Below are 26,044 nucleotides of genomic sequence, written 5' to 3'. Positions count from 1 at the left end.
GGTCCAGGGGAATTCCATGCGGCAGCGCAGGAAGCAAACGAGGATGAGAAATATAAGTTATTGAAATAACAAGGAATTATTGATCTTCAGGCACGCGTTTTGGCTCCCGGCGCGTCGCAGCGGGAGGGCAATATGGAAGGCGTGGACGGGTCAAGACGCGGCGCTGCGCGCCTTCGTTTCGTCCCGTGGCCAGGCCGGGCGGGCTAGGCCCAGCCGTTCACGCAGCGTGACGCCGTCGGGGCGCTCGCCAACCAGTCCTCGGCGCGCCAGTTCGGGCAGCACCAGGTCGATGAAGTCCGTCAGGCCGCCGGGCAGCACCGCCGGCATCAGGTTGAAGCCGTCGCAGCCGTGGGTCTCGAACAGATGCTGCATGGCGTCGGCCACATCCCCTGGATCGCCGACGACCTGCCCGTGGCCGCGTCCTGGGGCCAGGCGCAGATAAAGCTCGCGCACGTTCAGGCCCTCGCGCCGGGCCAGGTCCAGCACCAGGGACTGGCGGCCTTGGGCGGTCTCCGAGGGCGGGCGCGGCGGCAGGGGCGCGTCGAGATCCAGCGGGGGCAGCGGTGCGCCGCCCGAAAGGTTGCGCAGGAGGTCCAGGCCGACCACGGGATCGACCAGGACCTGCAGTTTTTCCAGCTTGGTCTGGGCCTCCGCGCGAGTGGCGGCGACGATCGGCACGAGGCCGGGCAGGATCTTGAGATCGCCGGGCCGCCGGCCGTGGGCGGGCAAGCGGCCCTTCAGGTCGGCGTAGAAGGCCGTCGCGGTCGCGGGACTGGACTGGGCGGTGAAGACCAGGTCGGCCGTGCGAGCGGCCAGGGCCTTGCCGGCTTCGGAGCTTCCGGCCTGCACGACGATCGGCCGGCCTTGTGGAGGCCGGGGAATGTTCAGCGGACCGCGCACCCGGAAATGGTCGCCGACATGGTCGAGGCGGCGCAAGCCGGCGGGATCGAAGAACCGGCCCGTGGCGCGATCCTCGACGAAGGCGTCGTCGTCCCAACTGTCCCAAAGGCCCTGGGCGACGTCGACGAACTCCTGGGCGCGGGCGTAGCGCGCGGCGTGGGGCAGGGGGCTTTGGTGTCCGAAGTTGAAGGCCGCGCCCGGATCGGCCGAGGTCACCGCGTTCCAGCCGGCTCGTCCGCCGCTGAGATGGTCGAGCGAGGCGACCTGGCGCGCCAGAACATACGGGTCCGAAAAACTGGTCGAGGCGGTGGCGACCAGGCCGATGCTGCGGGTCGTCGCGGCCAGGGCCGACAGCAGGGTCAGCGGCTCGAAGCCGTAGACGCCGTTGTGGGCCTTGCGGCCGGCGGCCTCGATCGACTCCAGCTGCACCTCAACGAAGTCGGCGAGGAAGTAGAGGTCAAGGCCGGCCGCCTCGGCCATCCGGGCCAGGGCGACGTGCTCGTGCAACTGGCGCAACGTCCAGGCGGCCGGATCGCGCCAGGCGGCCACGTGGTGGCCGGCAGGATGCACGAACAGTCCCAGGATCATGGTCTCGCCGCGCCGGCGCATCGGATCTCCTTGCCGTCCCCGGATGGGGGAGGCGGACCCTAGGCGTCGCCCGGTCGGTCGATAATCCCGGTAGTCGTCCGGTTATTGCGGACAGATTGGTCCGCTATGCGGCGCTGAGACGTTGGGGGGCCGGCTGCACGGGCAGCAGGGCGCCGGCCAGGAAGTCGACAAACAGCTTGACCTTGGGCGAGTTGAAGCGGCTCTGCGGCCACAGCGCCCGGAAGACCCCGCGATGGGCGACATGCGCGTCCAGCACCGAGACCAGGCGCCCGTCGCGAAGCTGGGCGTGGACGGCGTAGTCGGGCAGGCAGGCCACCCCCATGCCTTGTTCGGCCATATGCACCAGAGGCTCGATTGTGCTGGCGACCACGCTGCGGGGAAGCTCGAGCGTCAGTTCGACGTTGTCGCGAAGCAGGCGCCAGGGGGCCAGCTTGCCGGTGGCGGGGTATTTGTGGTGCAGGCAGGCGTGGGACGCCAGGTCCTCGGGAATCTGGGGCAGGCCGTTGCGTTCGAAATAGGCCGGGGCGCCGACCAGCAGGTGGCCGAAGGCGCCCAGGGTGCGGGTGATCAACTGGGAGTCGCTGGCGTCGCCGGTGCGCACCACCACGTCGAAGCCTTCGTTGATCAGGTCGACGATGCGGTCGGTGAAATCCAGGTCGAGCTCGACGGACGGATAGGCCCGCATGAAGCCGGTCAGGGCCGGCATCATCAGCATGCCCACCAGCGGCAAGCTGACCCGCAGGCGGCCGCGTGGAGCGCCCTGGCCTTCGGTCAGCTCGGCCTCGGCCTGGGCGATCTCGCCCTGGATGCGTTGGCAACGCTCCAGGAACAGCTCCCCCTCCGGCGTCAGGGCGATCGAGCGTGTGCTGCGATGAAAGAGCCTGACCCCCAGGCGCTCCTCCAGCCTGGCGACGGCCTTGCCGACGCCCGACGACGAAATGCCGAGATTGCGTCCCGCCAAGGTGAAGTTGCGGGTCTCGGCGGCCTGGATGAAGACGTTCAACTGGCCGAAATTGTCCACGCGGGGGTCCTTGCTGCGACTGTCTGCGACGGCCCTCGCAGGCATTAGAGACGCAGTCGCGGGCGCGGAGACAAGTGACGTTTACTCAACACAAGATTGCGTTGCGCCAATGCTGCCTCCGCAATTGCGGTGGGCCATGACTTCGGACGATCACGTCCGCTCTTTGTGGACCACGGTCGGTCTTCCGCCGAAGGGCGGACAGGGCCGATGATCGAGCCTCGCCGCGCGAGGACGCCATGGACGACGTGATCGGATTCATCCTCGAACTGGACAAGCTCAAGGGCGTGACCCGCAAGGTCAAACCCCTGGGCCTCGATCGTTACGAGAACCCGGCCGAGCATAGCTGGCAGATCGCCCTGGCGGCGGCGGCCCTGCAGCCCTACGCCGCCCAGCCGGTGGACCTGCCGCGCGTGGTGTCGCTGCTGTTGGTGCACGACGTGGGCGAGATCGACACCGGCGACGTCATGGCCTTTGTCGAGACCGGCCTTTCCGAGCGCAAGGCGGCCGAGCGGCGGGCCGTGGAGCGGATCTTCGGCGTCCTGCCGGAAACCCAGGCCCAGGCGCTGGTGGCGCTCTGGGACGAGTTCGAGGACGAGGAGACGCCGGAGGCGCGCTTCGCCCACGCCATCGACCGAGCCATGCCGGTGCTGCTGAATCTCGCCAACAACGGCCAGAGCTGGCGCGAGAACGGCATCAGCCACGAGCGCGTGGTGGCGCGCGTCGCCGAGCCGATCCGCCGAGGGTGCCCCCGCCTCTGGACGCATATCGAGGCGCGGCTAGCGGTCGCGCGTCAGGAGGGGCTGTTTGGTGCCTAAGCCCGTCGCCTCCGAAACCGTCCTGGCCCTGCTGGCCGGCGTTGTGCTGGCCACGATGATCGCCTTCAACAGCCGGCTGGCGCACTTCTCGACACCCCTTTTCGCGTCCTGGATCGCCCACGGCGTCGGCGCCGTCGTGGCGCTGACCGCGGTGCTGGTCTGGGCTCGCTCCAGGCCGGTCTCGGTTCCGGCGCCTGCCGGCGGACGCTGGCCGCGCTGGATCTATCTGGGCGGCGTGCCCGGCGCCCTAACGGTCCTGCTGGCGGCGATCACCGTCAACGGGCCGCTGGGCTTTTCGGGAACCCTGGCCCTGATGCTGGCCGGACAGATGCTGTTCGGCGTCGCGGCCGATCGGTTCGGCTGGCTGGGTCTGGAGCGGCGCGCGCCCACGACCGGCGGATTGCTGGGACTGGGACTGGTGCTGACCGGCAGCCTCGTCATCATCGCGGCGGCGGGCTGACATGCTGACCGCCGTCCTTCTGGCCCTGTCCAACGGCTTGTGCATCGGCCTCAGCCGCGCCGTCAACGGCCACCTGGGGCGTCGCGACGGTCCCTTGAGGGCCTCGCTTTGGAACCACGTCGTGGGCTTTGTCTTCCTGTCGGCTCCGATGGCGCTGCAAGGCGTCGGAGCCTTTCACGTCGGCCCGGCGCCCTGGTTCGCCTGGATCGGCGGCGTGCTCGGCGTAGCCTTCGTGGCGCTCAACAGCCATGTGGTGGTTCGGCTGGGCGCCAGCCGCACCGCCGGCCTGGTGGTCGGCGCCCAGATGCTGACCGGCGTGGTGATCAGCAATCTCGGCGCGGCCATCGATGGACGCACCCTGGTGCGCTTGGCCGGGGCGGGCCTGATTGTCGCCGGGATCTGGCTGGCCAACACTCCGAACGCGCCGCGGCGACTGCGCCGGGCGCCGGCGGCTCAGGCGGGCGAGCCGAAGTAGCGGTCGCCGAAATCGCCGATGCCCGGCAGCATGTAGGCGTTTTCGTTCAGCCGCTCCTCGATCGCCGACGTGACGATCCGCAGTTTGGGGTATCGGCCGGCCAGGGCCGCCACGCCTTCAGGCGCGGCGATGAACGCCACGAACACGATGTTCTCCTCGAGCACGCCCTGTTGCAGCAGCAGCTCGACCGCCGCCAGGGCGGTGCCGCCGGTGGCCAGCATGGGGTCCAGAAGCAGCACCTGGCGGTCGGCGATGTCGGCCGGCAGGTTCTGGTAGTAGAAGCGCGGCGCCTTGGTGACCTTGTCGCGCTGGATCAGGATCTTGCCGATACGCACGCCGGGAATGATGGCGCGCAGCTCGCCTTCCATGCTCTCGCCGGCTCGGATCACCGACACCCCGCAGATGTGCTCGGCGAAGGCCAGGCCCTCGTATGTGCGGCCGACGGGCGTCTCGACGGTCTTGGGCTCCAGCGGCAGCAGGCCCAGGGCGTTTTCCAGCAGCAGGCGGATGATGCGGCCGCTGTAGTGCACGAAGGCGGCGCGCGAGGCGGTGCGGTCGCGGACGACCGTATGGAGGGCGCGCAGCTGCCGTGTCTGGGGCAACACCAGAAGGCCCGCCTCGATCGACGGACGGGACAAGACGGGCGCTTGATCCAGGGGCATGGCGGTCTCCTTCAGGCCTCGTCGTCGGCCGGCTGCTCGAAGCTGGGGGGCAGAAGCGGGGTCTTGGTGAACTGGGCCGCGGCGACGCGATAGAGCGTCCGCCCGCCGGATCGTCGCCACAGCTTTTGCAGGACGTAGGCGAGCTTGGGATTGTGCTCCTCCTCCTCCAGCACGGCGCGATCGATGGTCGCGCGCCAATCGGCGGCCCGCTCGGGACTTTCCAGGTCGTCGCGTCCCTGAAGGGCCTTGGCCAGGGCCTCCAGCTTTTCCGGCTTGGGGATCAGCTTCTCGCCGAAAGCCACGCCCAGCGCCCCGACCCAGTAGCCCTGGTAGGCGGCGAGGGCCTCCGTCGGCGCCAGGCGCGCGGCGATGGTCTCCACCGCGTGCAGGGCGGTGATCAGGTGCAGCAGCACGAAGTCGCCGGGGAAGGCCAGATAGAGCAGGGTGACGGCCTCGAACAGCGCCTCCCAGTCCTCGGCTTGCGGCGGGCGCGACGCCCAGGGCGCCAGGCCGTAGATCAGCGGGTGGCCCTGGGCGGCGCTGCGGGCGATGCGGTATTGCAGACCCGAGCGCGCCAGTTCCGGATGGATCGCGCGGGCGGCGGGCGAGGCGGTGTCGGCCAGGGCCGCCTGCACCTGTTGCGCCACCGACGGATCGGCATGCCAGGTCCGGGCGATCCGCAGCAGGCTGTCATGGGGCGATGCGTCGGCGGCGGCGGCCGGGTCGGGCGCGGCGCGCTCGGCATGGGCCGGGACGTGGGTGAAGACCATGTAGGCCAAGCCTTCGATCGCCATCCAGCGGCCGCCGGCGTCCAGCGCCCAGCCCAGGTGGATGGTGGCGTGGGTGAAGGCGCCGATCCAACCGGTCAGGAGTTCGGGGCCGTAGATCGCCACCACGCCGTCCAGGCCCAGGCGTTGCGCCTCGGCGTCGAAGAAGGCGCACAGGGCCGAAAAGCCCCGCCGCCGGCCCAGGAAGTCTCGCCAGGTCTCGCGGGTGACCACCAGGTCCGATGTGCGGGCCGGCTCCAGGCCGTAGCCGTAGGTCGTCAGCCGGGCGTAGTTCTCGTAATAGGCCCGCACCTGCTCGGGCGCGGCCCCCAGGCCGGCCAGGGCGACGACCGCGTGCTTGGCGTGGTTGGTCAGATGGCCGTTGAATTCGATGTGGTAGGCGCGGTCGGCCAGCAGCGCCTCGACGACGTTAGCGCTCATCAGGCCAGCACCCCCGCGGCGGCGCGTTGCGGCCGGCTGGGCGCCAGGGCCGCATAGGCCGCCGCCAGCCTGCCGCCCAGATGGGCGGTGTGGACCAGCACGGCGGCGTTCGCCCTGGACGAGCGGCCGTCGGTGGCCGCGTCGACCGCCCGCATCAGCCGCTTGGTCAGGCCCGCGCCGGCTATCCCTTCGGCCTCGGCGGCGGCGATGGCGTCAAGAATGGCCGTCTCGATGGCCTCGCCGTCCAAGGCGTCGGCCTCGGGGATCGGCGCGGCCACCAGCACGCCGCCGGTTCCGCCCAGGGCCCAGTGCAGGTCGACGGCCCTGGCGATGGTGGCCATGTCGTCAAGACGCTGCGGGCTCGGCACGCCGCTGGAGCGGCAATAGAAGGCCGGCACCTCGTCGAAGCCGTAGGTGACCAGCGGCACGCCTTGCGTCTCCAGCACCTCGACGGTCAGGCCCAGGTCCAGGATCGTCTTGGCCCCGGCGCAGACCACGGCGACCTTCGAGCGGGTGAACTGCACGAGATCGGCCGAGACGTCCCAGCTCTGGGCCGCGCCGCGATGCACGCCGCCGATCCCGGCCGAGGCGAAGACGGCGATGCCCGCCAGCTCGGCGATGGCCAGAGACGAGGCGACGGTGGTCGCGCCCTTGCCGCCGCGCGCCAGGGCGAAAGGCAGGTCGCGGCTGGACACCTTGGGGATGCCGGGCTCGGTGGCGAAGCGCTGGATCGTCTCGCGATCCAGGCCCACCAGCAGGTGGCCGTCCTCGATGGCGATCGTGGCCGGAACCGCGCCGCCGGCCCGCACGGCGGCCTCGACGGCCAAGGCGGTCTCGACATTGTCGGGATAGGGCAGACCATGGGTGATGACGTTGGATTCCAGCGCCACGACGGGGCGGCCGGACGCCAGCGCGGCGTGGACCTCGGGCGCCAGGACAAGCCGCTCGGCCAGGCGCTGAGGATCGATCTGGGGCATGGCGTCCTCTTTCAGGCGATGTCGTAGGCGGGACGGCGCGCCAGCAGGTCGGACCGGTTGTGCAATTCAGGAAGCACCACGCGATCGCGCCAGGCTGCGGGCTCCACGGGTTCGAGAGCGACGGAGACGGTGGTCTCGCTCACGTCGAACGCCTGGGTGATCAAGCCGACGAGCCCCTCGACCAGGGCCTTCTGGGCCTCGGGATCGAGGTCGCGGGGGAAGTGCTTGATGTTGACGTGGGGCATCGGTCAGACCTCCTCGACGACGCGTATGGGGATGGGGACGATGCGGGCAGGTTCAGCCAGAGCGCGAGCCAGGGCCGCGACGCCATCGGGCTTGAGCAAGGCGTAGTGGTCGACATCCAGCTCGATCACCCTGGGCGGCGTCGCGCTGTAGCCGCTGACGCCCTCGATGAAGGCGTAGTCGTCGCCTCGGGCCTTGATCAGGGTGACAGGCGCGGCGATGCGGCGGCGATCCAGCTCCTCGAAGCTGTAGCGGAACTGGTAGGTGGCCCGGACGATGGCGGCGATGCGCACGGCCAGGTCGGCGTCCAGGCCAAAGCGCGCCGAGACGAAGGCGGCCAGGCTGGCGTCGTCGCGGACCTCGACTTGCCAGGCGGCCAGGTCCGGATGATCCAGGGCGCCGGCGTAAACCGAGAACAGGATCGCCTGATAGCTGGGATTGTCGTAGCGCGGGCCGGCGGGCGTCGCTGGCAGGTCCAGCCTGGGCGAGCCCGGCGCGATCAGGTGCAGGGCCTCCACCGTCTCGCCGGCCTGTTCCAGCTGGTAGGCGGTCTCGAAGGCCACGCGCGCGCCGAAGGAATAACCCCAGAGGGTGTAGGGGCCCGAGGGCTGGATCTTGCGAAGGGTCTCGATATCGGCGGCGGCCATGGCCTGGATGTCGCCGTGCGGGACCTCGCCGGCGTTGATCCCCAGCGCCTGCAGGCCGAAGACCCGACGCTCGCCGCCGAGGCCCCTGGCCAGCGCGCGCAAGTTCATCGGATAGCCGCCCAGGCCCGGCCAGCAGAAGACCGGACGGCCGGTCCCATGCGCCCGCAGCGGCGCGGCGCGCGAGGCCTGGTGCTCCTCGCCCGCCTCGACCTTGCGGGCCAGGGCGGCGATCGTCGGGGCTTCGAACAGCGCCTGCAGCTTCAGTCGCGCGCCGAGGGCCGCGTTGATCCGGTGGATCAGCGACACCGCGGTCAGGGAGTTGCCGCCCAGGGCGAAGAAGTCGTCCTCGACCGAAACCTGGTCCCGTTTGAGGGCCGTGCGCCAGATCGCCTCGATCGTTTCTTCGCCGGGGGTGCGGGGCGCCACGTGCGGACGGGCGTCGGTCCCGCCCAGCAGGTCGCGGCGGGCCTCCAGCGCCTTGCGGTCGACCTTGCCGTTGGCGGTCAAGGGCAGGGCGTCGAGGATGACCAGGCGGCTGGGGGCCATGTAAGGCGGCAGGAGCCGGCGCAGGTCGGCGGCGATCAGCTCGGCCGGGCCCTGCATGTGCACGGCGTCCTCGTTCATGCCCTGGCTGTCGATCTGGCTCTGAGACAGCCGTCCGCCGACGCAGAAGTAGGAGGCGCCGACCTCGCGGCCCAGCAGGGCGGCGATGCGACGGGCCGACGGCAGGTCCTCGCTGGTCCTGGACGAATAGCCCGACGACATCAGCCCCAGGGACAGGCCGTTCTGCTGAAGACGCTGCAGCCACCGGCCCAGCTCGATGTAGCGCAGCCAGGCTTGCGGGTTGTCGCTGGTCAGGGTCAGGCCGAAGCTGGCCCGGTCATAGACCTGCTGGTTGATGGCGATGACGTGCTTGCGTTCGATCTGGCCCTCGGCGACGCGGACGAAGGCGCCGTCGGCGCCCAGCCGATGCTGGCCCGGCGTCAGGCCCTCAAGGCGTCCGTCCAGCGACTGGACGTGGGCGACGAGATGCCGCGCCTGCGCAGGCGCGCCCAGCGAGGTCAGGGGGAACGCGCCCAGATAGACGTCGTCTTGGCTGGTGGTCAGGGCGGCGGCGACCGGGTGGTGCTCGGCCGGCGTCCCGATCGCCAGGCCCTGCTCGCCCAGCACGTCGTCGAACAGGCCCAACAGGTGGCCCGCCTCCAATTCCAGGACCTCCTGGACGTTGCTGCGATAGACCGCCGAAATCGCCGGGCGGCGGCCCACCAGATGCACCGTGACGCCCGGCGCGGACGAGGTCGCCTTCGCCACCCGGACGAGCCGGTGATCGACCGGATGGTAGTAATAGGTTCCGTCGGCCAGGCCCGTCACGCCTGTGATTTCCAGGTGCAGTTGCACCGCGTACAGCGCGCCGGGGGAGGCATAGGCGTATTTGGGCAGCAGCCGCTCGGGGCTGTGGTGCTGGCCAAACTCGCGCAGCAAAGTCCCCAGTTCGGACAAGGAGACGCCTTCAGGCGCACGGGGTGCGACCAAGACGGGTTTGGGCCTCAGCAGCGCCTCGACCTCGGTCAGGGCCGCAGCTCCGCCTTCGAAGAAGCGATAGGTCTTGCGGGCGAAGGCGCGGCGGCGTTGGGCGGGAGAGGCCTGGTCGCCAGGCAGGTCGATGCTGACGAGGCCGTCCAATTCGGCGTCGCGCTTGAGGCCGGGATTGGAGAGCTGGGCCCGGACCTGCAGGCGGCTGGCCTTGGATTGGTGATGAGCGCCGGCCCGGCCCTGGTCCATCAGCGCCGCCTCGCGCGGGCTGAGTTCGACATAGGCGATCAGGTTCTTGTCGCCGCGAGCGTCGTCCTGAGCGACGACGACGGCGGTCTTGACCCAGTCGTGGGCCTCGATGGCAAGGCGCACCTCATCCAGCTCGATGCGGAAGCCTCGGATCTTCACCTGGTCGTCGGCGCGGCCCACGAACTGTACGGCGCCGTCGGGCGCGGCGAAGACCAGGTCGCCGGACCGGTAGAGGCGCGCGTCGGCGACGCCCGGTCGGAAGGGATCGAGGATGAAGCGGTCGGCCGTCAGGTCGGGCCGGTGAAGATAGCCCCGCGCCAGCTGCGCGCCGCCGATCCACAGCTCGCCCACGGCGCCGGGCGCCACGGGCCGGCGGTCGGCGTCGAGGACATGGTAGGTCGTATCGGCGACTGGGCGGCCAATGCTCACCGACGCGGCCGGATCGCTGAGGGCGCTTGGCTCGACGCGCCAGCTGGAGCTGTTGATGGTGCACTCGGTCGGGCCGTAGAGATTGATCAGGCTGGCCCAGGGCAGGGCGTCCAACGTGGCGCGGGCCAGGCCGTTGGACAGCGCCTCTCCGCCGCTGAAGACTCGCGCCAGCGTGTGGCAGCGGTCCAGTCGCTCGGTCTCGACCAGGGCCCGCAGCAGGGTAGGGACCACCTGCAGCAGGGTGACCCCATGGCTGACCACCAGGTCGATGAGCAGGTCGGGATCGCGATGGGCGCCCGGCGGGGCGACCACAATGGTGACGCCCAGGGCCGGGGCCAGAAGCTCCCACTGGCCCGCGTCGAAGCTGATCGGCGTCTTTTGCAGAAGGATCTGGCCGGGGACGAGGCCGTGTTCGCGCGCCAGCCATCGCAGTTGCCCTACGATGCTGGCCTGCTCGATCATCACCCCCTTGGGGCGGCCGGTGCTGCCGGAGGTATAGATGACATAGGCTAGGTCGCGCGGGCCCGACAGCGCCGGCGCGCGGCGAGACAAATCCTCGCCGCCGGCGGCCAGGGCGTCCTCGATCACCACGACGGTCGTGCCGGGCGGCGCGAAAGTCTCCACCGTGGCGGCGAAGCGGGCCTGGCAGAGCACGATCCGCAGGCGGCTGTCCTCGATCATCAGCCGCAGGCGCTCTTCGGGATAGTCGGGCGCCAACGGCAGATAGGCCGCGCCAGACAGCACGATCCCCCACAGCCCGGTGATCAGGGCGGCCGACGGCTCGGCGAACAGGCCCACGACCGTGTCATTGACCGCGCCCGCGGCGATCAGCTGGGCGGCGACGCGGCTGGCGCGATCGACGAGATCGCTGGTCGTAAGCCGGGCTTCGCCCTCGATGAGGGCGACGGCGCGGGGCGCGGCCTCGGCCTGGGCGAGGAGCAGCGCGGCCAGGGTCCCCTGCGGCGGCGCGCCGGCCAGGGCGGACGTGAAGGAAGCGGTGGCGAAGATGGTCATGATCACCTTGCTCTGTGTGGCTGGCGTGCGTCGTCGATCTCCGCGTTCGATTGTGCGGAGGCGATCACGCCAAGTCGTGCAGCGACTTGCGTCCCGTATTCGATGAATAGTTTTCTATCCTTCGATTGCGACCGAGGTTCGGTTGCTTGATCGTTGGAATTTCTATTTGGGTATATCGGCTTTTGCGGTGCGGCAACCGGGCGCGCATCCGAGGACTTGAGACGATGAGGTCCGAAATTGTTCGATCAGGGCGCGGGGCGCGTGATCCAGGCGGCGGTGTAGACATGCGAACGATCCGCCGCCCAGCGTCCTTCGATGTCCAGGTCGAGGTGGTCGGGGATCGGCAAGGGTCGGGTTCGCCGCAGAGTGAAGCGACCCGTCGCCGGCGCGTGAATGTCGAAACGGATCTCGAAGTCGCGGAAGTCGAGCAGGCGGCCGGTCACCGCATACTGGCATTTGTAGAAGGCCTCCTTGGCTGAGAACGTCAGTAGGGGCCAGTTACCGGCGGGGAGTGGGGGCAGGGTGTCGAAGTGGTCCAGTTCCGCGTCGCCGCAGACCAGTTCCGCCCCCTCGATCAAGGGGCGGGCCGCTTCGATATCGACGCCGAGGGCGACCACCTGGGAGGCCTGCGCCGCAACCGCGCAGGCCAGGTCCTCGCAATGGCTGATGCTGCCTGCCGCGTCCGATGGCCAGGTCGGCGCGGGGTGTTCTCTCAGCGTTGGCGAGATGGCCAGGACCGCCAGAGCGTCGGCCGCGCAAAGCCGGCCGCTCCTGCGATGCCGACGCCGTATAGCCTCCGGTGCGTCGGCGTCGAGCGCGATCGAGCGGGCGGCGACAGCGACCGCCGGAGGAAAAAGTCCGCGCAACGCCGAGATCGCCTTTATCGCCGTCGTGTCCTCGGCGCTCATGCATTGTCCAGTGACCTGATCGTCATTCGACGATCCGTTCGCGGTCCCGGGTTCGTCTAATGAATAAGGGTAATGAGCAGGATGAGCCCGAGTTGCAATTGGCGCTGTCCGGCCGGCGCTGCAGACTTTCAGGTCGGCATGGAGGGGTGGATGCTGGAGGTCGGCAACGTCCTTCTGGCGCGACCGGGTCTCCAAATCAGCTGTGCTTCATGTTCGCCAACCGCCCGCGACGGACATTGAAACGATCGCTGGTCAGAGCGCCGGCCCCGCACCGCCGCCCGATATCTCCGAGCCGATCGCAGGCTGATCCAACCCGCTCATGCGGTTCCTCAGCCACATGCCGGCCGGCCCCAGCACCTTGGACCGGAGATGGGCGACGCTGAGCGGGAACTCCGGAGGCTGCTCGGCGACGCTCCTGGGATCCAGCCGAAGCGCGATGAGACGCCCGGCCTCCAGGTCCTCGGCGACGAAATGCCGGGGCATGCTGCACCATCCCAGGCCCTCCAGCAGCAGGCTCCGCCTTAGGCCAAGATCGTTGACGCGCCAGCGATTGACCGCGTGCCCGCCCCAGTCCTTCGTCCCGCTGGCCTCTGCTCCGGACGACAGCAGGATCTGGACATGGTCTCGCAGATCGTCCCGGCGAACGGGCCCCTTCATTCGGGCCAGGGGGTGATCGGGGGCGGCGACCAGCAAACTGCTCAGGCGACCGCAGGCCACGCGCTCCAGGCCTTCCATGAGGTCCGTCCCGGGCACGTCGACGATGACCCCCATGTCGGCGATCCCCTGGCGCAGGACGCTCAGCGTGGCGTCCATGGGCTGGACCAGAATGGCGACCTCGACGGTTGGAAAGGCGGTCTTGAAGGCCTTCAGCGCCGAGGTCAGGATCACGGCCGGGGCGACGACATCGACCGCCAGGGTGATCCGCGGCTCGGCCCCGGCCAGCAGGCTCCGGGCCTGGCGACGATAATCGGCGACGCCCTCCAGGACCCGCCGAGCACGCGGCAGCAGCGCACGGCCGGCCGGGGTCAGGCTGGGTCGGTAGGCCGAGCGGTCGAACAGTTCGGTCCCGGTCTGCGCTTCGAGATGCTGCACGGCGTAGGTGACAGCCGATTGCGCGCGGTTGAGCCGCCGCGCCGCGCCCGAAAAACTGCCCGCGTCGACCACGGCGGCGAAGACCGCCAATTGATCAAGCGTCAGTCCCTCCACCCGGCTGCTCTCCGCCCGACATCATCGAAATATCAGATATATTTCATCGCATCTTTATCGGTATTTCGGATGATCGTGAAGGTCTATCGCTTTCGGTGCCAGCCGCGACCCAATCCGGCTGGCTCGAAAGGGAACGTCCGATGTCCGCCGAAGCCGCTTCCACGCCCCCCCGGCCCAACCGTCTGCTGTCGGTCGCCCTCTGGATCGTGCAAGGTCTGCTCGCCGTGGCCTTCGTGGGGGCGGGTTTCCTGAAACTCACCACGCCCGTGGCCAGGCTCTCGCTGATGATGCCCTGGGCCGGCGACCATCCCCATCTGGTGCTGTTCACCGGCGTCGTCGACATGGCCGGCGGTCTTGGCGTGCTCCTGCCGGCCGCCACCCGCATCAAGCCGCGCCTGGGCGTGGCGGCCGCCCTGGGGCTCGTCGTTTTGCAAACGCTCGCCCTGGCGTTCCACCTGTCGCGCGGCGAGACGAGCCTGGCGCCGGCCAATGTCGTCCTCCTGGCGCTGTCGATCTTCGTGCTCTGGGGCCGGGGCTGGGCCGCCCCGATCGACCCTCGCTAGCCCCCGCCCATACCCTTCCCAAGCGCAACAGCGCCGACCGATCAGCTCGCCCCCGTCGTCGCCGACGACGGGGCGACGATCCGGTCCACATCGCGCTGACGCTCCTGTCGGCCTGGTCGGCTTGAGCGTTCTCCAGGTCCGGCCCTCTCCGAGCCTCTCGGGAGAGGGCCGGACCCGCGCGCCTAAGCGTCGCGCGCGGCCTTCAGCGCCGCGGCCCACCATACCAGCTCGTCGAACAGCGCATCGCGGTTCTGGCCCAGATAGGGATAGTCGTCGAGGCTCTTGCCCTCCTGCAGAACGCCCCGGAACGGCTCCATGGAGATGTTCACCTCGGGCTTGATCGGCGCCAAGTAGAGCTCGATCGCCACGCCGCGCAGGTGCTCGATGGCGCGCGCGCCGCCGACGGTGCCGTAGCCGACGAACGCGATCGGCTTGCGCCGCCACTCGAACGCGGCGGAATCAAAGGCGTTTTTCAGCACGGCCGTGGGACCGTGATTGTATTCGGCGGCCGTGACGATGAAGCCGTCATACTGGCCGATCTTGTGGCGCCACGCCTCGGCTGCGGGGGCGGTGAAGACCCCGCCCGTGAACAGGGCTGGCGCCGGCTCCTCGTAGAAGGGCAGGTTCTGGTCGCGCAGGTCCAGGACGTCGAGCGTGAAATCCTCGCGCTTGGCGGCGGCGGCGGCGATCCATCGGGCGGGAATGTCGGCGAAGCGATTGGGGCGGGCGCTGCCGATGATGAGTGCGAGCCTGAGCATGGAGTAGGGGACCCTTTTCCGGTTACTTTTCGTAACGACCGCACAAATGATGCGGTGTCGGAAATCGGACAAGGAGGCACTTTTTTGGAACAAAGGCACACGGCTGATAGCTGCACCCCGGTGCGCGAGATCCTCGCCCGGGTGGGCGACAAGTGGAGCATCCTGACGATCATGACGCTGGGCGACGGCGCCATGCGGTTCAGCCATCTGCAGCGCGCGATCGACGGCATCTCCCAGCGCATGCTGACGCTGACCCTGCGCGGCCTGGAGCGCGACGGCTTCGTGGCCCGGCAAGTGTTCCCGACCATCCCGCCCAAGGTGGAATATTCGCTGACGCCGATGGGCGACTCCCTGCGCGAGCCGATCATGGCGCTGGGACATTGGGTGTCGGCCAACATCGTCGAGATCGACAAGGCGCGGCGGCGTTTCGACGCCGCGGCGGCGACTTAGCCCCCCGGGGAAGGGGCCCGACAAGGGGCGTCCAGGTCCTCTTGTCGAAAAGCCGCCGCCTGGGTCGCCCCCTTCAGGTCATTCGCCGGCCGGCGCGGGCGTCTGACGACGCAGAGCCAACACCGCAAGAACGCTCACGAGAATGCCGGCGGCCGCGAGCCAGAACGCCAGTTGGACGCCGTCCGCGACGGCCGTCCGAAGGGCCTGGCCCGACAGTCCGCCGACATGGCGATTGGCCGCGGCGATCAGCACGGCCAGGCCGATGGCGTTGCCGACGCTGAGCGTCGTGGACGCCATGCCCGAGGCGACGCCTTGCTCGTCGTGATGGACGCCGGAGGCGGCGGCGATCCACATGCCGGTCCACACGACGCCCTGACCGACGCCGGACAGGACCAGTCCCGGCGCCATGGCCAGATAGGGGCTGTCGACGCCGGCGCCCGCGACGAGACAGGCCGCGCCAAACGCCCCGACGATCATGCCGCCGATCAGCGTGGCGCGGGTCGAGAACCGCGTCGCCAGCCGTTCGCCGACCTGGGTCCCGGCGGCGATGGCGATGGACGGGATGAGAAACGCAAAGCCGGTTTGAAGCGCCGTGAAGCCGCGGACGTTCTGGAAGAACACGGTCAGAAAATAAGGCAGCGCGCCGAAGGTGCTCATGTAGAGGAAGGTGATCGTCATCCCGGCGACGAGGCTGCGGTTGCGAAACAGCCGCAGCGGCATCAGCGGATCGGCGCTTCGCGCTTCGATCGCGGCGAAGACGATCAGAAAGATCGCAGCGAGGGCCAGGGCCCACAGAATCGCCGGCGATGTCCAGCCGAACTCCGGTCCCTGCACCAGCGCGAAGACCAGCAGCGTCGCGCCGATCGAAACCGTCAGCGCGCCCGGCAGGTCGAAGCTGCGTCGCTCATGCCGCTTGGGGTCGGGCGGAATGACGAAGAAGGCGGCGACAATGGCGACGCCGGCCAGCACGACATTGACGTAGAAGACGGCCGGCCAGCCCCACGCGGCGGTCAGGAAGCCGCCCGCCAAGGCGCCGACCGTCAGCCCGCTCGCGCCCGAGCCCCCCCACACGGCGAGCGCCCGGTTGCGCGCGGGGCCTTCGGCGAACAGGCGATTGATCAGGGACAGCGTCGCCGGGAACAGGAAGGCCGCCCCGATCCCCTGCACCGCGCGCGCGGCGATGATGATCCCGGGCGACCCGGCGAGACCGCCGGCGAGCGACGACAGCGCGTAGAGCCAGAGCGCGAAGATGAACATGCGTCGCTGACCGATCAGGTCCGCGGCGCGCCCCCCAAACAGCAGGAACCCGCCGCAGAGGACCATGTAGGCGCTGACCACCCATTGCAGGGTTTGGCCGGAAAAGCCCAGGCCCGCGCCGATCTGCGGCAGCGCCACGAAAACGATGTTGATGTCGAGCGAGTAGATGAGCTGGGCGTAGGCGAGCAGCGCCAGGGCCGCCCCCCGTCTTGCTCCAACCCCTGTCGCCGCCGTCAGCCCCGCCTGACCCGATGTGCTCATGCCGTTCCCTTTCCAAGGATTCTTTGTCGATCACTAAAGAATGAAGCCTTGCCTTTGCCTGTCAAGGCAATTATTTGCTGCTTGATCAAGAATGGGGCTTCGAATGGCGGGACGGCCGCGGGAGTTCGACCGGAACGAGGCGCTGACCAAGGCGCGCGACGCCTTCTGGTCGCGTGGCTATGAAGGCGTGTCGATGGCCGATCTCGTCTCGACGCTGGGTCTGGCCTCGGCCCGCATCTACGCCGCGTTCGGGTCCAAGGAGGCGCTGTTTCGCGAGGCCGTGGCGCTCTATGACGCGCAGGAGGGCGGTTTCGCCACGCGGGCGTTGGAGCAGGAGCCGACCGCCCGCCGGGCGATCGAGCGCATTCTGCGTGAAGCGGTCGAAACCTACACGAGCCAGGATCGTCCGCGCGGCTGCATGGTCGTGTCGGCGGCGACCAACTGCACAAACGAAAACGCGGGCGTGCGCCAGTGGCTGGCCGACTATCGCCTTCGCCGCACCGCGTCCTTGGTGGAGCGGATCGAGCGCGCGGCGGCCGAAGGCGAGTTGAACCCCGAGGCCGACCCCCAGATGATCGGCGACTACTACGCCGCGGTGCTGCACGGCCTGTCCGTGCAGGCGCGCGACGGCGTGTCGAAGGAACGTCTTCTGGCGATGATTCCGGTCGTGATGCGGGCGATCGACGGGGCCGCGGCGTCGTAGGGCGACCGCCGGCCAGGCGATCCGCGCGCCCCACGCCTTTTCGTTTGGCGGGCGCGCTCCCGGCGCGCCCCGCGCCATCCCCCGCCTTGCCATTCCGCAAACCCTTGTTCTAGACTCGGGCCACGCCGCTGAAAGCGCGGCGTCGAGGCGTGAGAACCTCGCTTGAACCAACCGCTTCGCGTCCGGCTCCGCCCCGGATCGACCGGTGTGCTGCGCGCGGCGCCGTCGATGACGGCCGCCCCTCACTCAAGCTTGAGTCTCATCGGGCCGGCCCTCGCCGGTTCCCGCCTCATCAGGAGGCGGATGGTGCAGGCAGAGTTGGAACAGCAAGGGCCAGGCCGAACGGCGCGCCAGGACGGTCTTGAATGACCGTCGAAGTCCTCGAGCCGGTCCGGACGGACGAGCCGGTTCCCGCCGGGCGCGCCCAGCTCGACGCCCTTTTTCGGAGCCAGGCGCCGCGCCTGATCCGTTTCCTGACCCGGCGCGCCAGTCACCAGGACGCCCATGATCTGGCTCAGGAGGCTTTCCTGCGCCTGACCCGGATCGTGGACAGGCAGGCGCTGCTCAATCCCGAGGCCTATCTTCAGCGCATCGCCCGCAATCTGCTGCGCGACCGCGCCAAGAGCGCGGCGGGCCGATACGAACGCGGCCACGCCCCGTTCGACCCCGAAGCCCACCCCGCCCACGATGGCGATCCACACCAGGCGCTGGTCGCCCGCCAGACCCTGGCGCGTTACGAAGCCGCGGTGATGGGGCTCAAGCCAAAGACCCGCGAGATCTTTCTGCTGCATCGACTGGACGGGAAGTCCTATGTCGAGATCGCCCAGATCGTCGGTCTCAGCGAAAGCGGGGTCACAAAGCAGATGATGAAGGCCATCGCCCATATCGACCGCGCGTTGAGCCGGCTCTAGACTGTTGCGATGAACACGGGGGAAGAAGAGCGGCTGCGCCGCGAGGCGTCGGCCTGGTTCGCGCGCATGCGAGGACCCGGCGGCGAGGCCGCGCGCGAGGATTTCGACGCCTGGCGGGCCACGACGGTCCACCAGCGCGCCTATGACCAATTGGTCCGGCGGTTCGACGAGTCGGCGATCCTGGGCCACTCCCGCCTGGCCGACCTGCGCATCCGCACCAGCCGCGCCCGCCGCGCCGGGCCGCCGCCGGCCCTGTGGGGCGCCCTGGCGGTCTGCCTGACGGGCGCGATCGCCCTGGCCGTTCTCATCCAGGGCCGGGCGCCCTGGTCGAACCTGGGCGGCGAGCGGTACGACACCGCGGTCGGCGAGATCCGCACCGTGGCCCTGGCCGACGGGATCTTGGTCACCCTGGACACCGACAGCCGCCTGGTCGCCGGCTCGAGAGACGGCCGCCCGCAGCTGCGGCTGGAGCGCGGCCGGGCCCGCGTTCAGACGACCGGCCCGGTGGCGGTGCGGGCCGGCGCGATCCGCATCGCCGCCGACCGCGGGGTCTTCGACCTCGCGCGCCGAGACGACCAGGCCCTCGAGGTCGCGGCGATGAGCGGCGGACTCGACATCGCCCTGGCCCAGCCCGGGTCGGGCCCCATTCCGGTTCGGTCGCTGCGTCTGCAGCCTGGTCAGCAGGTGACGATCGGACAGGGCGGGGCCGCCACGCCGCGCCCAGCCGCGACCGCCGGCCGCGACTGGCCCAGCGGCCTTCGCGCCTTCGACGGCGCGCCGCTGGGCGAGGTCGTCGCCGAGGCCAACCGCTACGGAGTTCGCAAGATCCGCCTGGCGGACCCGTCGCTCGGCCGCCTGCGCGTCACCGGCGGCTTCCGGGTCACGCGCCCCGAGGAGCTGGCCAAGGCCCTGGCCGCCGCGTTTGGCCTGACCCTCACCCAGACCCCGCAGGGCGAACTGCTGCTCGCCCGCAAGGCGGCATGACGCATTTTCTCTGAAACCGTGAAAGTTTTTTGGGAGGTCGCCCGCGGCGATCTCGTCAAGGCCCCCAGACAGACCGCGATCGGCGCGGTCCTTGGGTTTGGGGGCTTTCATGTTCAACCACCATCACGTCTCACATCGCCACGGCCTGTTGATCGGAGCCGCCGCCCTCGCCCTGGTCGCCGCCACGCCGGCCCCGGCCCAGGAGGCGACGCGCGACTATGACCTGCCCGCCCAAGCCCTGGGCAAGTCCCTGGGCGAGGTCGCCCGCGTCAGCGGCCGCCAGGTCGTGGTCTCCTCCAGCCTGGTGCGCGACAAGACCGCCCCGGCCCTCAAGGGCCGCTACACCGCCGAACAGGCCTATGACGCCCTGCTGGCCCGCCAGAACCTGAAGGTCACCCCGGTCGGCGCGGTGTTGGTTCTGCAGGCCGCCGCCCCGGGGGAGCCGCAACCCGCCGCCGCTGAAAGCCTGTCGGAAATCGTGGTGACCGGCACCCGGATTCGGGGCGCGGCGCCGGTGGGCTCCAACCTGATCGCCATCACCCGCAGGGACATCGAAGCCAGCGGCTACGCCACCACCCAACAGATCGTCCAGGCTCTGCCGCAGAACTATGGCGGCGGCCCCAATGACGCCACCGCCGGAATGAGCATTCGCAACGGAGCGGGCAACAACATCGCCAAGGGCTCCAGCGTCAATCTCCGCGGCTTGGGCCCCAGTTCGACGCTGGTGCTGATCGACGGCGTGAGGCCCGCGCTCGGGGGGGTCTCCGGAACCTTCGCGGATCTGTCGCTGGTGCCCTCCAGCGTGATCGAGCGGGTCGAGGTCCTGGCCGACGGCGCCTCGGCCCTCTATGGCTCCGACGCCGTGGCCGGCGTGGTCAATCTGGCGCCCCGGCGAGCCTTCGACGGCGCGGAAACCAGCCTGCGCTACGGCGCGGCCGACGGGTTCAACGAGTCTCAAGCCAGCCAACTGTTCGGTCGCCGCTGGTCCAGCGGCCACGCGGTGATCGCCTACGAGGTCTATCGGCGCGACCGCCTGGCCGCCGCCGACCGCGACTACGCCAGCGAAAATCTCAGCGGTCTGGGCGGTCTGGACTATCGCTCGACCTACGCCGGCCCCGGCACCATCGTGGCCGGCGGCCGCAACTTCGCGATTCCGGCGGGTCAGAACGGTCGCAATCTGGCCGCCGTCCAGTTGGCGGCCGATCAGGCCAATCGCGGCGACGCCTGGGCCCAGGCTGACCTTCTGCCGCGCCAGACCCGCCATTCGGCCTATGCGGCGATCCGTCAGGATCTCAACGCGCGGGTGACGGTCTTTGGCGATCTGCTCTGGGCGCAGCGCAAGTTCGACAGCCGGGTGATCCCCGACCTGCAGGCGGTGACCGTATCTCCGGGCAATCCCTTCTATGTCGACCCGCTGGGCACGGGCCAGCCGATCTCGCTGCGTTACAACTTCACCGGGGACCTTGGCCCCACGACCTCGTCGGGAACGGTGCGGGCCTATAACGGGGTGGTCGGCGCCGTGGCGCGGCTGAACGGCTGGTCGGGCACGGTGACCGCGGGCTTTGGCGAGCAGACCGAATCCACGCGCACCGACAACATGATCAACCGCAACCGTCTGGGCGTCGCGGTCAGCGATCCCAATCCGGCGAGCGCCTACAACCTGTTCGGCGACGCCGGCTCGACCAATCGCGCGACGATCGCCGCCGTCCGCGGCTTCACCTCCAGCCGAGGCCTCTATGACGTGTGGTTCGTCGGCGCCAAGCTCGACGGCGCGTTGCTGGACCTGCCCGCCGGAACGGTCAAACTCGCCGTCGGCGCCGAACATCGCCAGGAGCGCTTCAAGCAGACCTCGCTCAACGACGTCTACTACGCGGCCCCCCAGGCCGTCGCCAACGTCTATCCGCCGTCCCGAGAAATCTCCGCGGCCTATGGCGAACTGCTGATCCCCGTCATCGGCGAGCGCGGTTCGCTCGTGCGCCGGATCGACCTGTCCCTGGCCGGCCGGGTCGAGCGCTATGACGGCTTTGGTTCAACCTCCAACCCCAAGATCGGGCTCGACTGGCGGCCGATCGAGGGCGTCACCCTGCGGGGATCCTACGGGACGTCGTTCCGCGCCCCAGGCTTCCAGGAACAGATCCTGGGCCCCGGCTACGTGGCCTATCAGCCGATCACCATTCCCGATCCGCAGTCGCCGACCGGGGTCTCCACGGTGCTGGGCCTGCTGGGCAACACCGCCGACATCGGCCCCGAGCGGGCCAAGACCTGGACCGCCGGCCTGGAGGTGCGCCCCACGGCGCTGCCGGGCCTGCACGCCGGCGCCAGCTACTACAATATCCGCTATCGCGACCGGATCGCCGATCCCAACTCGGCGGCCTTCGACGTGCTGTTCAATCGCGGGGTCTACGCCAGCCTGATCGAGGACGCCCCGGCCCTGGCCAAGGTCGCCGGCTACTACGCCACGCCGTTTCTCTACAATCCCGACAACATCCCGGCCTCGGCCGTGCAGATCATTCTCGACCTTCGCGTCCAGAACCTCTCGGTCGTGCGTCAGGACGGCGTCGATTTCGATCTTGGCTACGACACCCTCCTGGGCGGCGGCCAACTGAGTCTGGGCCTGACCGGCAGCTATATCTTCCACCTCAAGCAGGGCTTCACGCCCACGGCGCCGCGCGTCGACGTACTGGGGACCGTCGGCAATCCCCCGCCGCTGCGGGCCCGCGGCGCGATCGGCTGGAGCCGGGGCGACTGGGCCCTGAACGGCTTCGTCAACTTCGTCGACGGCTACCGCAACCAGACGATCACCCCCGCCCAGCACGTCGAGGCCTGGACCACGACCGACCTGCAGCTGAGCTATCGGTCTCCGGTCTCGACCGGACCCCGAGCCGGTCTTCGCGCCAGCCTGTCGATCTCCAACCTGTTTGATCGCGATCCGCCCTTCGCGGTGCTGCGCACACCCAGCTCGGTGATCGGATACGACGCCGACAACGCCAGTCCGGCCGGCCGGCTGATCGCCTTCCAGGTCACCAAGGCATGGTGAGGTTGCTGTTGGTCCTCGCCGCCCTGCTGTCGGCCTGGCCGGCCGCCGCCGGCCCCGGGATGCGCGACCTGATCGAGACGGTCGACATCTCCAGCCTCGCCCTGTCGCCCGACGGACGCCGGGTCGTCTTCCGTCAGGACCAGGCCTCGATCGAGCGCAATCGCCAGGATCTGTCATGGTGGATCGTCGACCTCGACGGCAAGACCGCGCCTCGCCGGCTGGCCGACGGCGGCGACGCCCTGTGGCGGGACTACGGGATCCTGCACGCCGAGGCGCCGCGCTGGTCGCCCGATTCCCGCTCGGTCTATTTCCGCGCCCTGATCGACGGCGCGGTGCAGGTCTGGCGCGCGCCGCTCGACGGCGGAGCCGCCCGGCGGCTGACCCGCGACCCGGCCAATGTCTCCGCCTTCGGCCTGGCCGCCAACGGCCTGTTGGTCTATGCGGTCGGCGCCACCCGCGACGAGATCGTCCAGGCCGAAGCCCGGCAGCGCGATGAGGGGGTGCGGATCGACGCCAGCGTCGATCCGGCGCAGAACCTGTTCGCGGCCATCGAGATCGAAGGCCGCCTGGCCAGCCAACGGTTCGTGGGCCGCTGGTTCGACCGCGCGCCGCTGCTGGCCGACCAGCCCCGGCGTTACCTGGCCGTCGATCCGCTCACCCAGGCGCCGCGCGCGGCGACCTCGCAGGAAGTCAGCGCGTCGGGCCTGGGGCCCGCGCCGAGCCTGGGCAAGGTGCTCGGAACCCCGACCGTCAGCGCCGTTTCACCGGCCGGCCGCGGCGTCGCCCAGGTCTCCGGCGAGGGGGCCGAACGCGTCTTGCAGATCCTGCGGCCGGAGGGCGGGCGCGTGACCTGCCCGGCCAGCGCCTGTCGCGAGCGGATCGAGAGCCTGGCCTGGCGCGGAGATCGGGACGAGGTGATCCTGAGCACCCTCGACGCCGCCAAGCGCCAGACCCTTCTGGCCTGGCGGGTCGGCGACGACCGGGTCCGAACGGTGGCCACCGGAGAAGGCCTGCTCAATGGCGGCGGGGTCGTGCCGACGTCCTGCGCGGTCGATGATCATACAGCCGTCTGCGTGGTCGCTTCGGCGGCCCAGCCGCCGCGCCTGGTCGCCTGGGCGCTCGACACCGGCGCCGCGACCGTCCTGGCCGAGCCCAATCGGAACCTGGCGCAACGCCCCGCCACCGTCGAGGCCCTGACCTGGCGGGACAAGACCGGCCGCCTGTTCACGGGTCAGTTGGTGCGGCCAGGTCCCGGCGCGCCGGCCACGCCCTGGCCGCTGTTCGTCACCTATTATCGCTGCGCCGGATTCCTGCGCGGCGGGGAAGGGGACGAATGGCCGCTGTCGGCCCTGGCCGACGGCGGCGTGGCGGCCTTGTGCATCAACAAGACGCCGTCCGCGCCCGGAGTCTACGACGCGGTGGCGGACTACAACGCCGCCCTGTCGGGGGTCGCCGCGGCGATCGACCTGCTGTCCGAGCGGGGCCTGGTCGACAGGTCGCGGGTCGGCATGGGCGGGCTCAGCTTCGGCAGCGAGGTCACCACCTGGATCGCGGCGCGCTCGAACCTGCTGGCCGCGGCCTCGATCGCCTCGACCCAGATCGAGCCGACCTACTACTGGATCAACGCCATGGCCGGCCGCGACGTCCCGGATCTGCTGAACAAGGTCTGGGGCCTGGGCCCGCCCGACATCACGCCCGAAGCTTGGCGCGCGCTCTCGCCCGCCTTCAATGTCGACAAGATCCGCGCGCCGATGCTGATCCAGACGCCCGAACAGGAATATCGCCTGATCCCGGAGTTCATCGCCCGGCTGTCGCGCTCGACCACGCCATCGGAGGTCTACGCCTTTCCCAACGAGGCCCACATTCTGGTTCAGCCGCGCCATCGCGCCGCCGCCTATGCCCGCAATCTCGACTGGTTCCGGTTCTGGCTGCAGGACCACGTCGATCCCGATCCGGCCAAGTCCGAACAATATGCTCGCTGGCGGGCTATGAAGTCGGCGCGGCCGTCGCCCTGACCGGCGCCGGCGGGATGGCCCACGACCGGGCCCATGCCTCGGCGTCGGCCAGGTCGAGCAAGCGGTGAGCGTCCCGGGCGCGCAGGTGTTCGGGACGATCCAGGGCCGCGGCCACGGCGGGGACGTCGATGACCCCGTTTTGCGCCAGAAGCCCGTCCAGCAGCAGCATCCTGATCTGGGCGCGGCCGGCCTCGAACAGAGCGATCACGAAATGATCGATCGCGCCCTTGGAGCGGCGATAGATCACGGCGTCCGGCGCCCGTCCGGCGAAGGCCAGCCGAGCAATGGCGCGGTCACGGCCGCCCGACATCCACTCCCAGGTCGGGATCCGCAGGCACAGTTCGAGCAACGGCTGGGCCAGCAAGGGTGCGACGGTCGGCAGGGTCGACGAACGCCCCTGACCTTCGATATAGCCCTGGATGAAGGTGATGGCGGCCAGATGGCGCAAGCGCGCCAGGGATGCGTCCGGCGGCGCGGCCGCCAGCCACGGATGCAGGTCCAGGGCCGCCGGCAAGGCCTCGGCCCGCAGGAAGGCGGCGTCCGCGCCCTTGGCCGCGTCGAACGGACGGCGACGCGATCGCCACGCCAGACGGGCGACGGTCCATATCGAGCAGCCGTGCAGAGCCGCCACGTCGCCGATCGTGCGCAACACCCCCAGGCTCGGTCCTTCGGTCCGGAATCGATCGACCACTGGGGCGGCGGTGTTGAGCGCGCAAAACAGACTGTCGCCGCCCGCCCCGTTGAAGACGGCGTGCGACCCATGCCGCGCGACATGGTCCAGCACCGCGTCATGCGCCGACCGCAACACCATCGGACGCCCCGGACGGGCGAGACAGGGCGTCGGCGCCGCGGCGGGATCGAAGCCGGCCGTCCCCAGCACCCGCTCCTCCAGCTCAAGACGGGCCGCCGCCGCCGCGGCCCGGGCATAGTCGCGCTCGTCGCCCTCGGGGCCTGGCGATACGCAGTTGACGGCCAGCGCGCCCTGGTGGCCGGCGAGGCCCATGGCGACGATCGAGGAGTCCAGGCCTCCGGACAGCTCCAGGGTCAGGCGGGGAAAAGCCGCGCCCAGAGCGCCGACGCACCGGACCACCTCCTGGCGCAGCAGGTCGGCGGCCTGAGCCGGCGAATTGAGCCGCCGCCCGGCGGCGGCATGAGACCAGGGATCCCAGGCCAACTCGGTCGCGCCGCCTGGCGGATCGGACGCCCAGGTCAGGCCGGGCAGCAGCTCGTCCACTTCCACCAGGCTCGTGCGGGCGCCGCGCACTCGACGATAAAGCAGGTCGTGGGCGACGCTGCGCCAGTCGATCGCCGGCCGCGGCAGACCGGCGGCCAAGGCCGTGGCCAGGTCCGAACAGAAGACCGGCGCGCGGCGATCGCCCACCCTGTAGCAGGACAGGCCGCCGGACGGATCGCGCAGCACCCTCAGCCGGCGGCCCGGGCCGGCCAGAACGAAGGCGACATAACGGCCCCAGCATCGCTCGACCAGCCATCGGCCGCCGCTCTCGCTGATGTCGACCTGGTGAGGCGACAGGTCGTCCAGACGCCGATCGCCGGCGAAGACATGGCCCAGCACCGCGCCCCGCGCGCCCGGCAGCCGCAGGAGCGGCAAGCTGGCGTCGGCGAACAGGAGCAGGTCCTCCTCGTCCGTCACGCATGTCAGTCCCGCCTGGGCCAGCCGCACGGCAAGCGCCGCCCGGCTCGGGGCGGCGGACAGGCGGGATGCGCCGGGGACCGCCAGGAACCGCATGA

General features: G+C 70.0%; 22 protein-coding genes. 10 read left to right on the top strand and 12 right to left on the bottom strand.

Going from position 1 to position 26,044, the window contains the following annotated elements; all coding sequences use genetic code 11:
* Positions 1-150 precede the first annotated feature (150 nt).
* Complete coding sequence (locus G3M62_RS25440) at positions 151-1,509, bottom strand: LLM class flavin-dependent oxidoreductase (RefSeq protein ID WP_165191603.1); 1,359 nt, start codon at positions 1,507-1,509, stop codon at positions 151-153.
* A gap of 103 nt (positions 1,510-1,612) precedes the next feature.
* Positions 1,613-2,530 (bottom strand): LysR family transcriptional regulator, encoded by a 918-nt coding sequence (locus G3M62_RS25435; protein WP_165191602.1) that lies wholly within the window; start codon positions 2,528-2,530, stop codon positions 1,613-1,615.
* Between the two features lie 236 nt (positions 2,531-2,766).
* Between G3M62_RS25435 and G3M62_RS25430 the strand changes: the two genes are divergently transcribed.
* Genes G3M62_RS25430 through G3M62_RS25420 form a run of 3 tightly spaced genes read left to right on the top strand, consistent with a single transcriptional unit; the run spans position 2,767 to position 4,280 of the window.
* Positions 2,767-3,345, top strand: coding sequence for an HD domain-containing protein (locus G3M62_RS25430; RefSeq protein WP_165191601.1), 579 nt, complete (start codon positions 2,767-2,769; stop codon positions 3,343-3,345).
* 55 nt (positions 3,346-3,400) lie between these two features.
* Positions 3,401-3,805: a DMT family transporter gene (locus tag G3M62_RS25425; RefSeq protein ID WP_165191779.1), complete on the top strand. Its 405-nt coding sequence runs from the start codon at positions 3,401-3,403 to the stop codon at positions 3,803-3,805.
* Position 3,806: 1 nt separating this feature from the next.
* A complete protein-coding gene (locus G3M62_RS25420; RefSeq protein ID WP_165191600.1) occupies positions 3,807-4,280 on the top strand; it encodes a DMT family transporter in 474 nt (157 codons plus the stop codon).
* On the opposite strand, the gene upp is transcribed toward G3M62_RS25420, so the two are convergent.
* The 7 genes from upp to G3M62_RS25385 form a co-directional block, all read right to left on the bottom strand.
* Entirely contained in the window at positions 4,259-4,942 is a 684-nt protein-coding gene (gene upp, locus G3M62_RS25415; RefSeq protein WP_165191599.1) for a uracil phosphoribosyltransferase, read from the bottom strand. The two genes, G3M62_RS25420 and upp, sit on opposite strands and share 22 nt — an antisense overlap.
* An 11-nt stretch (positions 4,943-4,953) precedes the next feature.
* Entirely contained in the window at positions 4,954-6,150 is a 1,197-nt protein-coding gene (locus tag G3M62_RS25410; protein ID WP_165191598.1) for a questin oxidase family protein, read from the bottom strand.
* Positions 6,150-7,127, bottom strand: coding sequence for a pseudouridine-5'-phosphate glycosidase (locus G3M62_RS25405; protein ID WP_165191597.1), 978 nt, complete (start codon positions 7,125-7,127; stop codon positions 6,150-6,152). The genes G3M62_RS25410 and G3M62_RS25405 overlap by 1 nt, the downstream gene beginning before the upstream one ends.
* Positions 7,128-7,138: 11 nt before the next feature.
* On the bottom strand, positions 7,139-7,372 hold the full coding sequence (locus G3M62_RS25400; protein ID WP_165191596.1) for a tautomerase family protein: 234 nt from the start codon (positions 7,370-7,372) through the stop codon (positions 7,139-7,141).
* Between the two features lie 3 nt (positions 7,373-7,375).
* A complete protein-coding gene (locus tag G3M62_RS25395) occupies positions 7,376-11,242 on the bottom strand; it encodes a non-ribosomal peptide synthetase family protein (RefSeq protein ID WP_165191595.1) in 3,867 nt (1,288 codons plus the stop codon).
* A gap of 245 nt (positions 11,243-11,487) precedes the next feature.
* Complete coding sequence (locus G3M62_RS25390) at positions 11,488-12,150, bottom strand: 4'-phosphopantetheinyl transferase family protein (protein ID WP_165191594.1); 663 nt, start codon at positions 12,148-12,150, stop codon at positions 11,488-11,490.
* A gap of 252 nt (positions 12,151-12,402) precedes the next feature.
* On the bottom strand, positions 12,403-13,356 hold the full coding sequence (locus G3M62_RS25385) for a LysR family transcriptional regulator (protein WP_165191593.1): 954 nt from the start codon (positions 13,354-13,356) through the stop codon (positions 12,403-12,405).
* A 140-nt stretch (positions 13,357-13,496) separates the two neighbouring features.
* On the opposite strand from G3M62_RS25385, the gene G3M62_RS25380 reads away from it, so the two are divergent.
* Complete coding sequence (locus G3M62_RS25380) at positions 13,497-13,919, top strand: DoxX family protein (RefSeq protein WP_165191592.1); 423 nt, start codon at positions 13,497-13,499, stop codon at positions 13,917-13,919.
* 182 nt (positions 13,920-14,101) lie between these two features.
* Here the strand turns inward: G3M62_RS25380 and G3M62_RS25375 are convergent, their stop codons facing one another.
* Positions 14,102-14,677, bottom strand: a complete 576-nt coding sequence (locus tag G3M62_RS25375) for an NADPH-dependent FMN reductase (RefSeq protein WP_165191591.1) — start codon at positions 14,675-14,677, stop codon at positions 14,102-14,104.
* An 84-nt stretch (positions 14,678-14,761) separates the two neighbouring features.
* Between G3M62_RS25375 and G3M62_RS25370 the strand changes: the two genes are divergently transcribed.
* On the top strand, positions 14,762-15,127 hold the full coding sequence (locus G3M62_RS25370) for a winged helix-turn-helix transcriptional regulator (RefSeq protein WP_246263659.1): 366 nt from the start codon (positions 14,762-14,764) through the stop codon (positions 15,125-15,127).
* A gap of 78 nt (positions 15,128-15,205) precedes the next feature.
* Here G3M62_RS25370 and G3M62_RS25365 read toward each other — a convergent pair whose 3' ends face one another.
* Positions 15,206-16,645 carry an MFS transporter gene (locus G3M62_RS25365; protein WP_165191590.1) on the bottom strand — a complete coding sequence of 480 codons (1,440 nt, stop codon included), beginning with the start codon at positions 16,643-16,645 and terminating at the stop codon, positions 15,206-15,208.
* A 103-nt stretch (positions 16,646-16,748) separates the two neighbouring features.
* Here G3M62_RS25365 and G3M62_RS25360 point away from each other — a divergent pair, with 103 nt between their 5' ends.
* From G3M62_RS25360 to G3M62_RS25340, 5 genes are all read left to right on the top strand, one after another.
* Positions 16,749-17,348 carry a TetR/AcrR family transcriptional regulator gene (locus tag G3M62_RS25360; RefSeq protein WP_165191589.1) on the top strand — a complete coding sequence of 200 codons (600 nt, stop codon included), beginning with the start codon at positions 16,749-16,751 and terminating at the stop codon, positions 17,346-17,348.
* Positions 17,349-17,713: 365 nt separating this feature from the next.
* Complete coding sequence (locus tag G3M62_RS25355; protein ID WP_165191588.1) at positions 17,714-18,259, top strand: RNA polymerase sigma factor; 546 nt, start codon at positions 17,714-17,716, stop codon at positions 18,257-18,259.
* A gap of 9 nt (positions 18,260-18,268) precedes the next feature.
* Complete coding sequence (locus G3M62_RS25350) at positions 18,269-19,243, top strand: FecR family protein (RefSeq protein ID WP_165191587.1); 975 nt, start codon at positions 18,269-18,271, stop codon at positions 19,241-19,243.
* A gap of 109 nt (positions 19,244-19,352) precedes the next feature.
* Positions 19,353-22,280, top strand: a complete 2,928-nt coding sequence (locus tag G3M62_RS25345) for a TonB-dependent receptor (protein ID WP_165191586.1) — start codon at positions 19,353-19,355, stop codon at positions 22,278-22,280.
* Positions 22,281-22,288: 8 nt separating this feature from the next.
* Positions 22,289-24,295: an Atxe2 family lasso peptide isopeptidase gene (locus G3M62_RS25340; RefSeq protein WP_165191585.1), complete on the top strand. Its 2,007-nt coding sequence runs from the start codon at positions 22,289-22,291 to the stop codon at positions 24,293-24,295.
* On the opposite strand, the gene G3M62_RS25335 is transcribed toward G3M62_RS25340, so the two are convergent.
* Positions 24,267-26,042 (bottom strand): asparagine synthase-related protein, encoded by a 1,776-nt coding sequence (locus tag G3M62_RS25335; protein ID WP_165191584.1) that lies wholly within the window; start codon positions 26,040-26,042, stop codon positions 24,267-24,269. The two genes, G3M62_RS25340 and G3M62_RS25335, sit on opposite strands and share 29 nt — an antisense overlap.
* Positions 26,043-26,044 lie beyond the last annotated feature (2 nt).

This window comes from Caulobacter soli (genome assembly GCF_011045195.1).
GTDB lineage: Bacteria > Pseudomonadota > Alphaproteobacteria > Caulobacterales > Caulobacteraceae > Caulobacter > Caulobacter soli.
This window is presented reverse-complemented; position numbering and strand designations above follow the sequence as displayed.

Bases quoted from the DNA above. Each gene is read 5' to 3' on its own strand.
- G3M62_RS25440 (WP_165191603.1), bottom strand. From the start codon at position 1,509: ATGCGCCGGCGCGGCGAGACCATGATCCTGGGACTGTTCGTGCATCCT.
- G3M62_RS25430 (WP_165191601.1), top strand. From the start codon at position 2,767: ATGGACGACGTGATCGGATTCATCCTCGAACTGGACAAGCTCAAGGGC.
- G3M62_RS25425 (WP_165191779.1), top strand. From the start codon at position 3,401: ATGATCGCCTTCAACAGCCGGCTGGCGCACTTCTCGACACCCCTTTTC.
- G3M62_RS25420 (WP_165191600.1), top strand. From the start codon at position 3,807: ATGCTGACCGCCGTCCTTCTGGCCCTGTCCAACGGCTTGTGCATCGGC.
- upp (WP_165191599.1), bottom strand. From the start codon at position 4,942: ATGCCCCTGGATCAAGCGCCCGTCTTGTCCCGTCCGTCGATCGAGGCG.
- G3M62_RS25410 (WP_165191598.1), bottom strand. From the start codon at position 6,150: ATGAGCGCTAACGTCGTCGAGGCGCTGCTGGCCGACCGCGCCTACCAC.
- G3M62_RS25405 (WP_165191597.1), bottom strand. From the start codon at position 7,127: ATGCCCCAGATCGATCCTCAGCGCCTGGCCGAGCGGCTTGTCCTGGCG.
- G3M62_RS25400 (WP_165191596.1), bottom strand. From the start codon at position 7,372: ATGCCCCACGTCAACATCAAGCACTTCCCCCGCGACCTCGATCCCGAG.
- G3M62_RS25395 (WP_165191595.1), bottom strand. From the start codon at position 11,242: ATGACCATCTTCGCCACCGCTTCCTTCACGTCCGCCCTGGCCGGCGCG.
- G3M62_RS25390 (WP_165191594.1), bottom strand. From the start codon at position 12,150: ATGAGCGCCGAGGACACGACGGCGATAAAGGCGATCTCGGCGTTGCGC.
- G3M62_RS25380 (WP_165191592.1), top strand. From the start codon at position 13,497: ATGTCCGCCGAAGCCGCTTCCACGCCCCCCCGGCCCAACCGTCTGCTG.
- G3M62_RS25375 (WP_165191591.1), bottom strand. From the start codon at position 14,677: ATGCTCAGGCTCGCACTCATCATCGGCAGCGCCCGCCCCAATCGCTTC.
- G3M62_RS25365 (WP_165191590.1), bottom strand. From the start codon at position 16,645: ATGAGCACATCGGGTCAGGCGGGGCTGACGGCGGCGACAGGGGTTGGA.
- G3M62_RS25360 (WP_165191589.1), top strand. From the start codon at position 16,749: ATGGCGGGACGGCCGCGGGAGTTCGACCGGAACGAGGCGCTGACCAAG.
- G3M62_RS25355 (WP_165191588.1), top strand. From the start codon at position 17,714: ATGACCGTCGAAGTCCTCGAGCCGGTCCGGACGGACGAGCCGGTTCCC.
- G3M62_RS25350 (WP_165191587.1), top strand. From the start codon at position 18,269: ATGAACACGGGGGAAGAAGAGCGGCTGCGCCGCGAGGCGTCGGCCTGG.
- G3M62_RS25345 (WP_165191586.1), top strand. From the start codon at position 19,353: ATGTTCAACCACCATCACGTCTCACATCGCCACGGCCTGTTGATCGGA.
- G3M62_RS25335 (WP_165191584.1), bottom strand. From the start codon at position 26,042: ATGCGGTTCCTGGCGGTCCCCGGCGCATCCCGCCTGTCCGCCGCCCCG.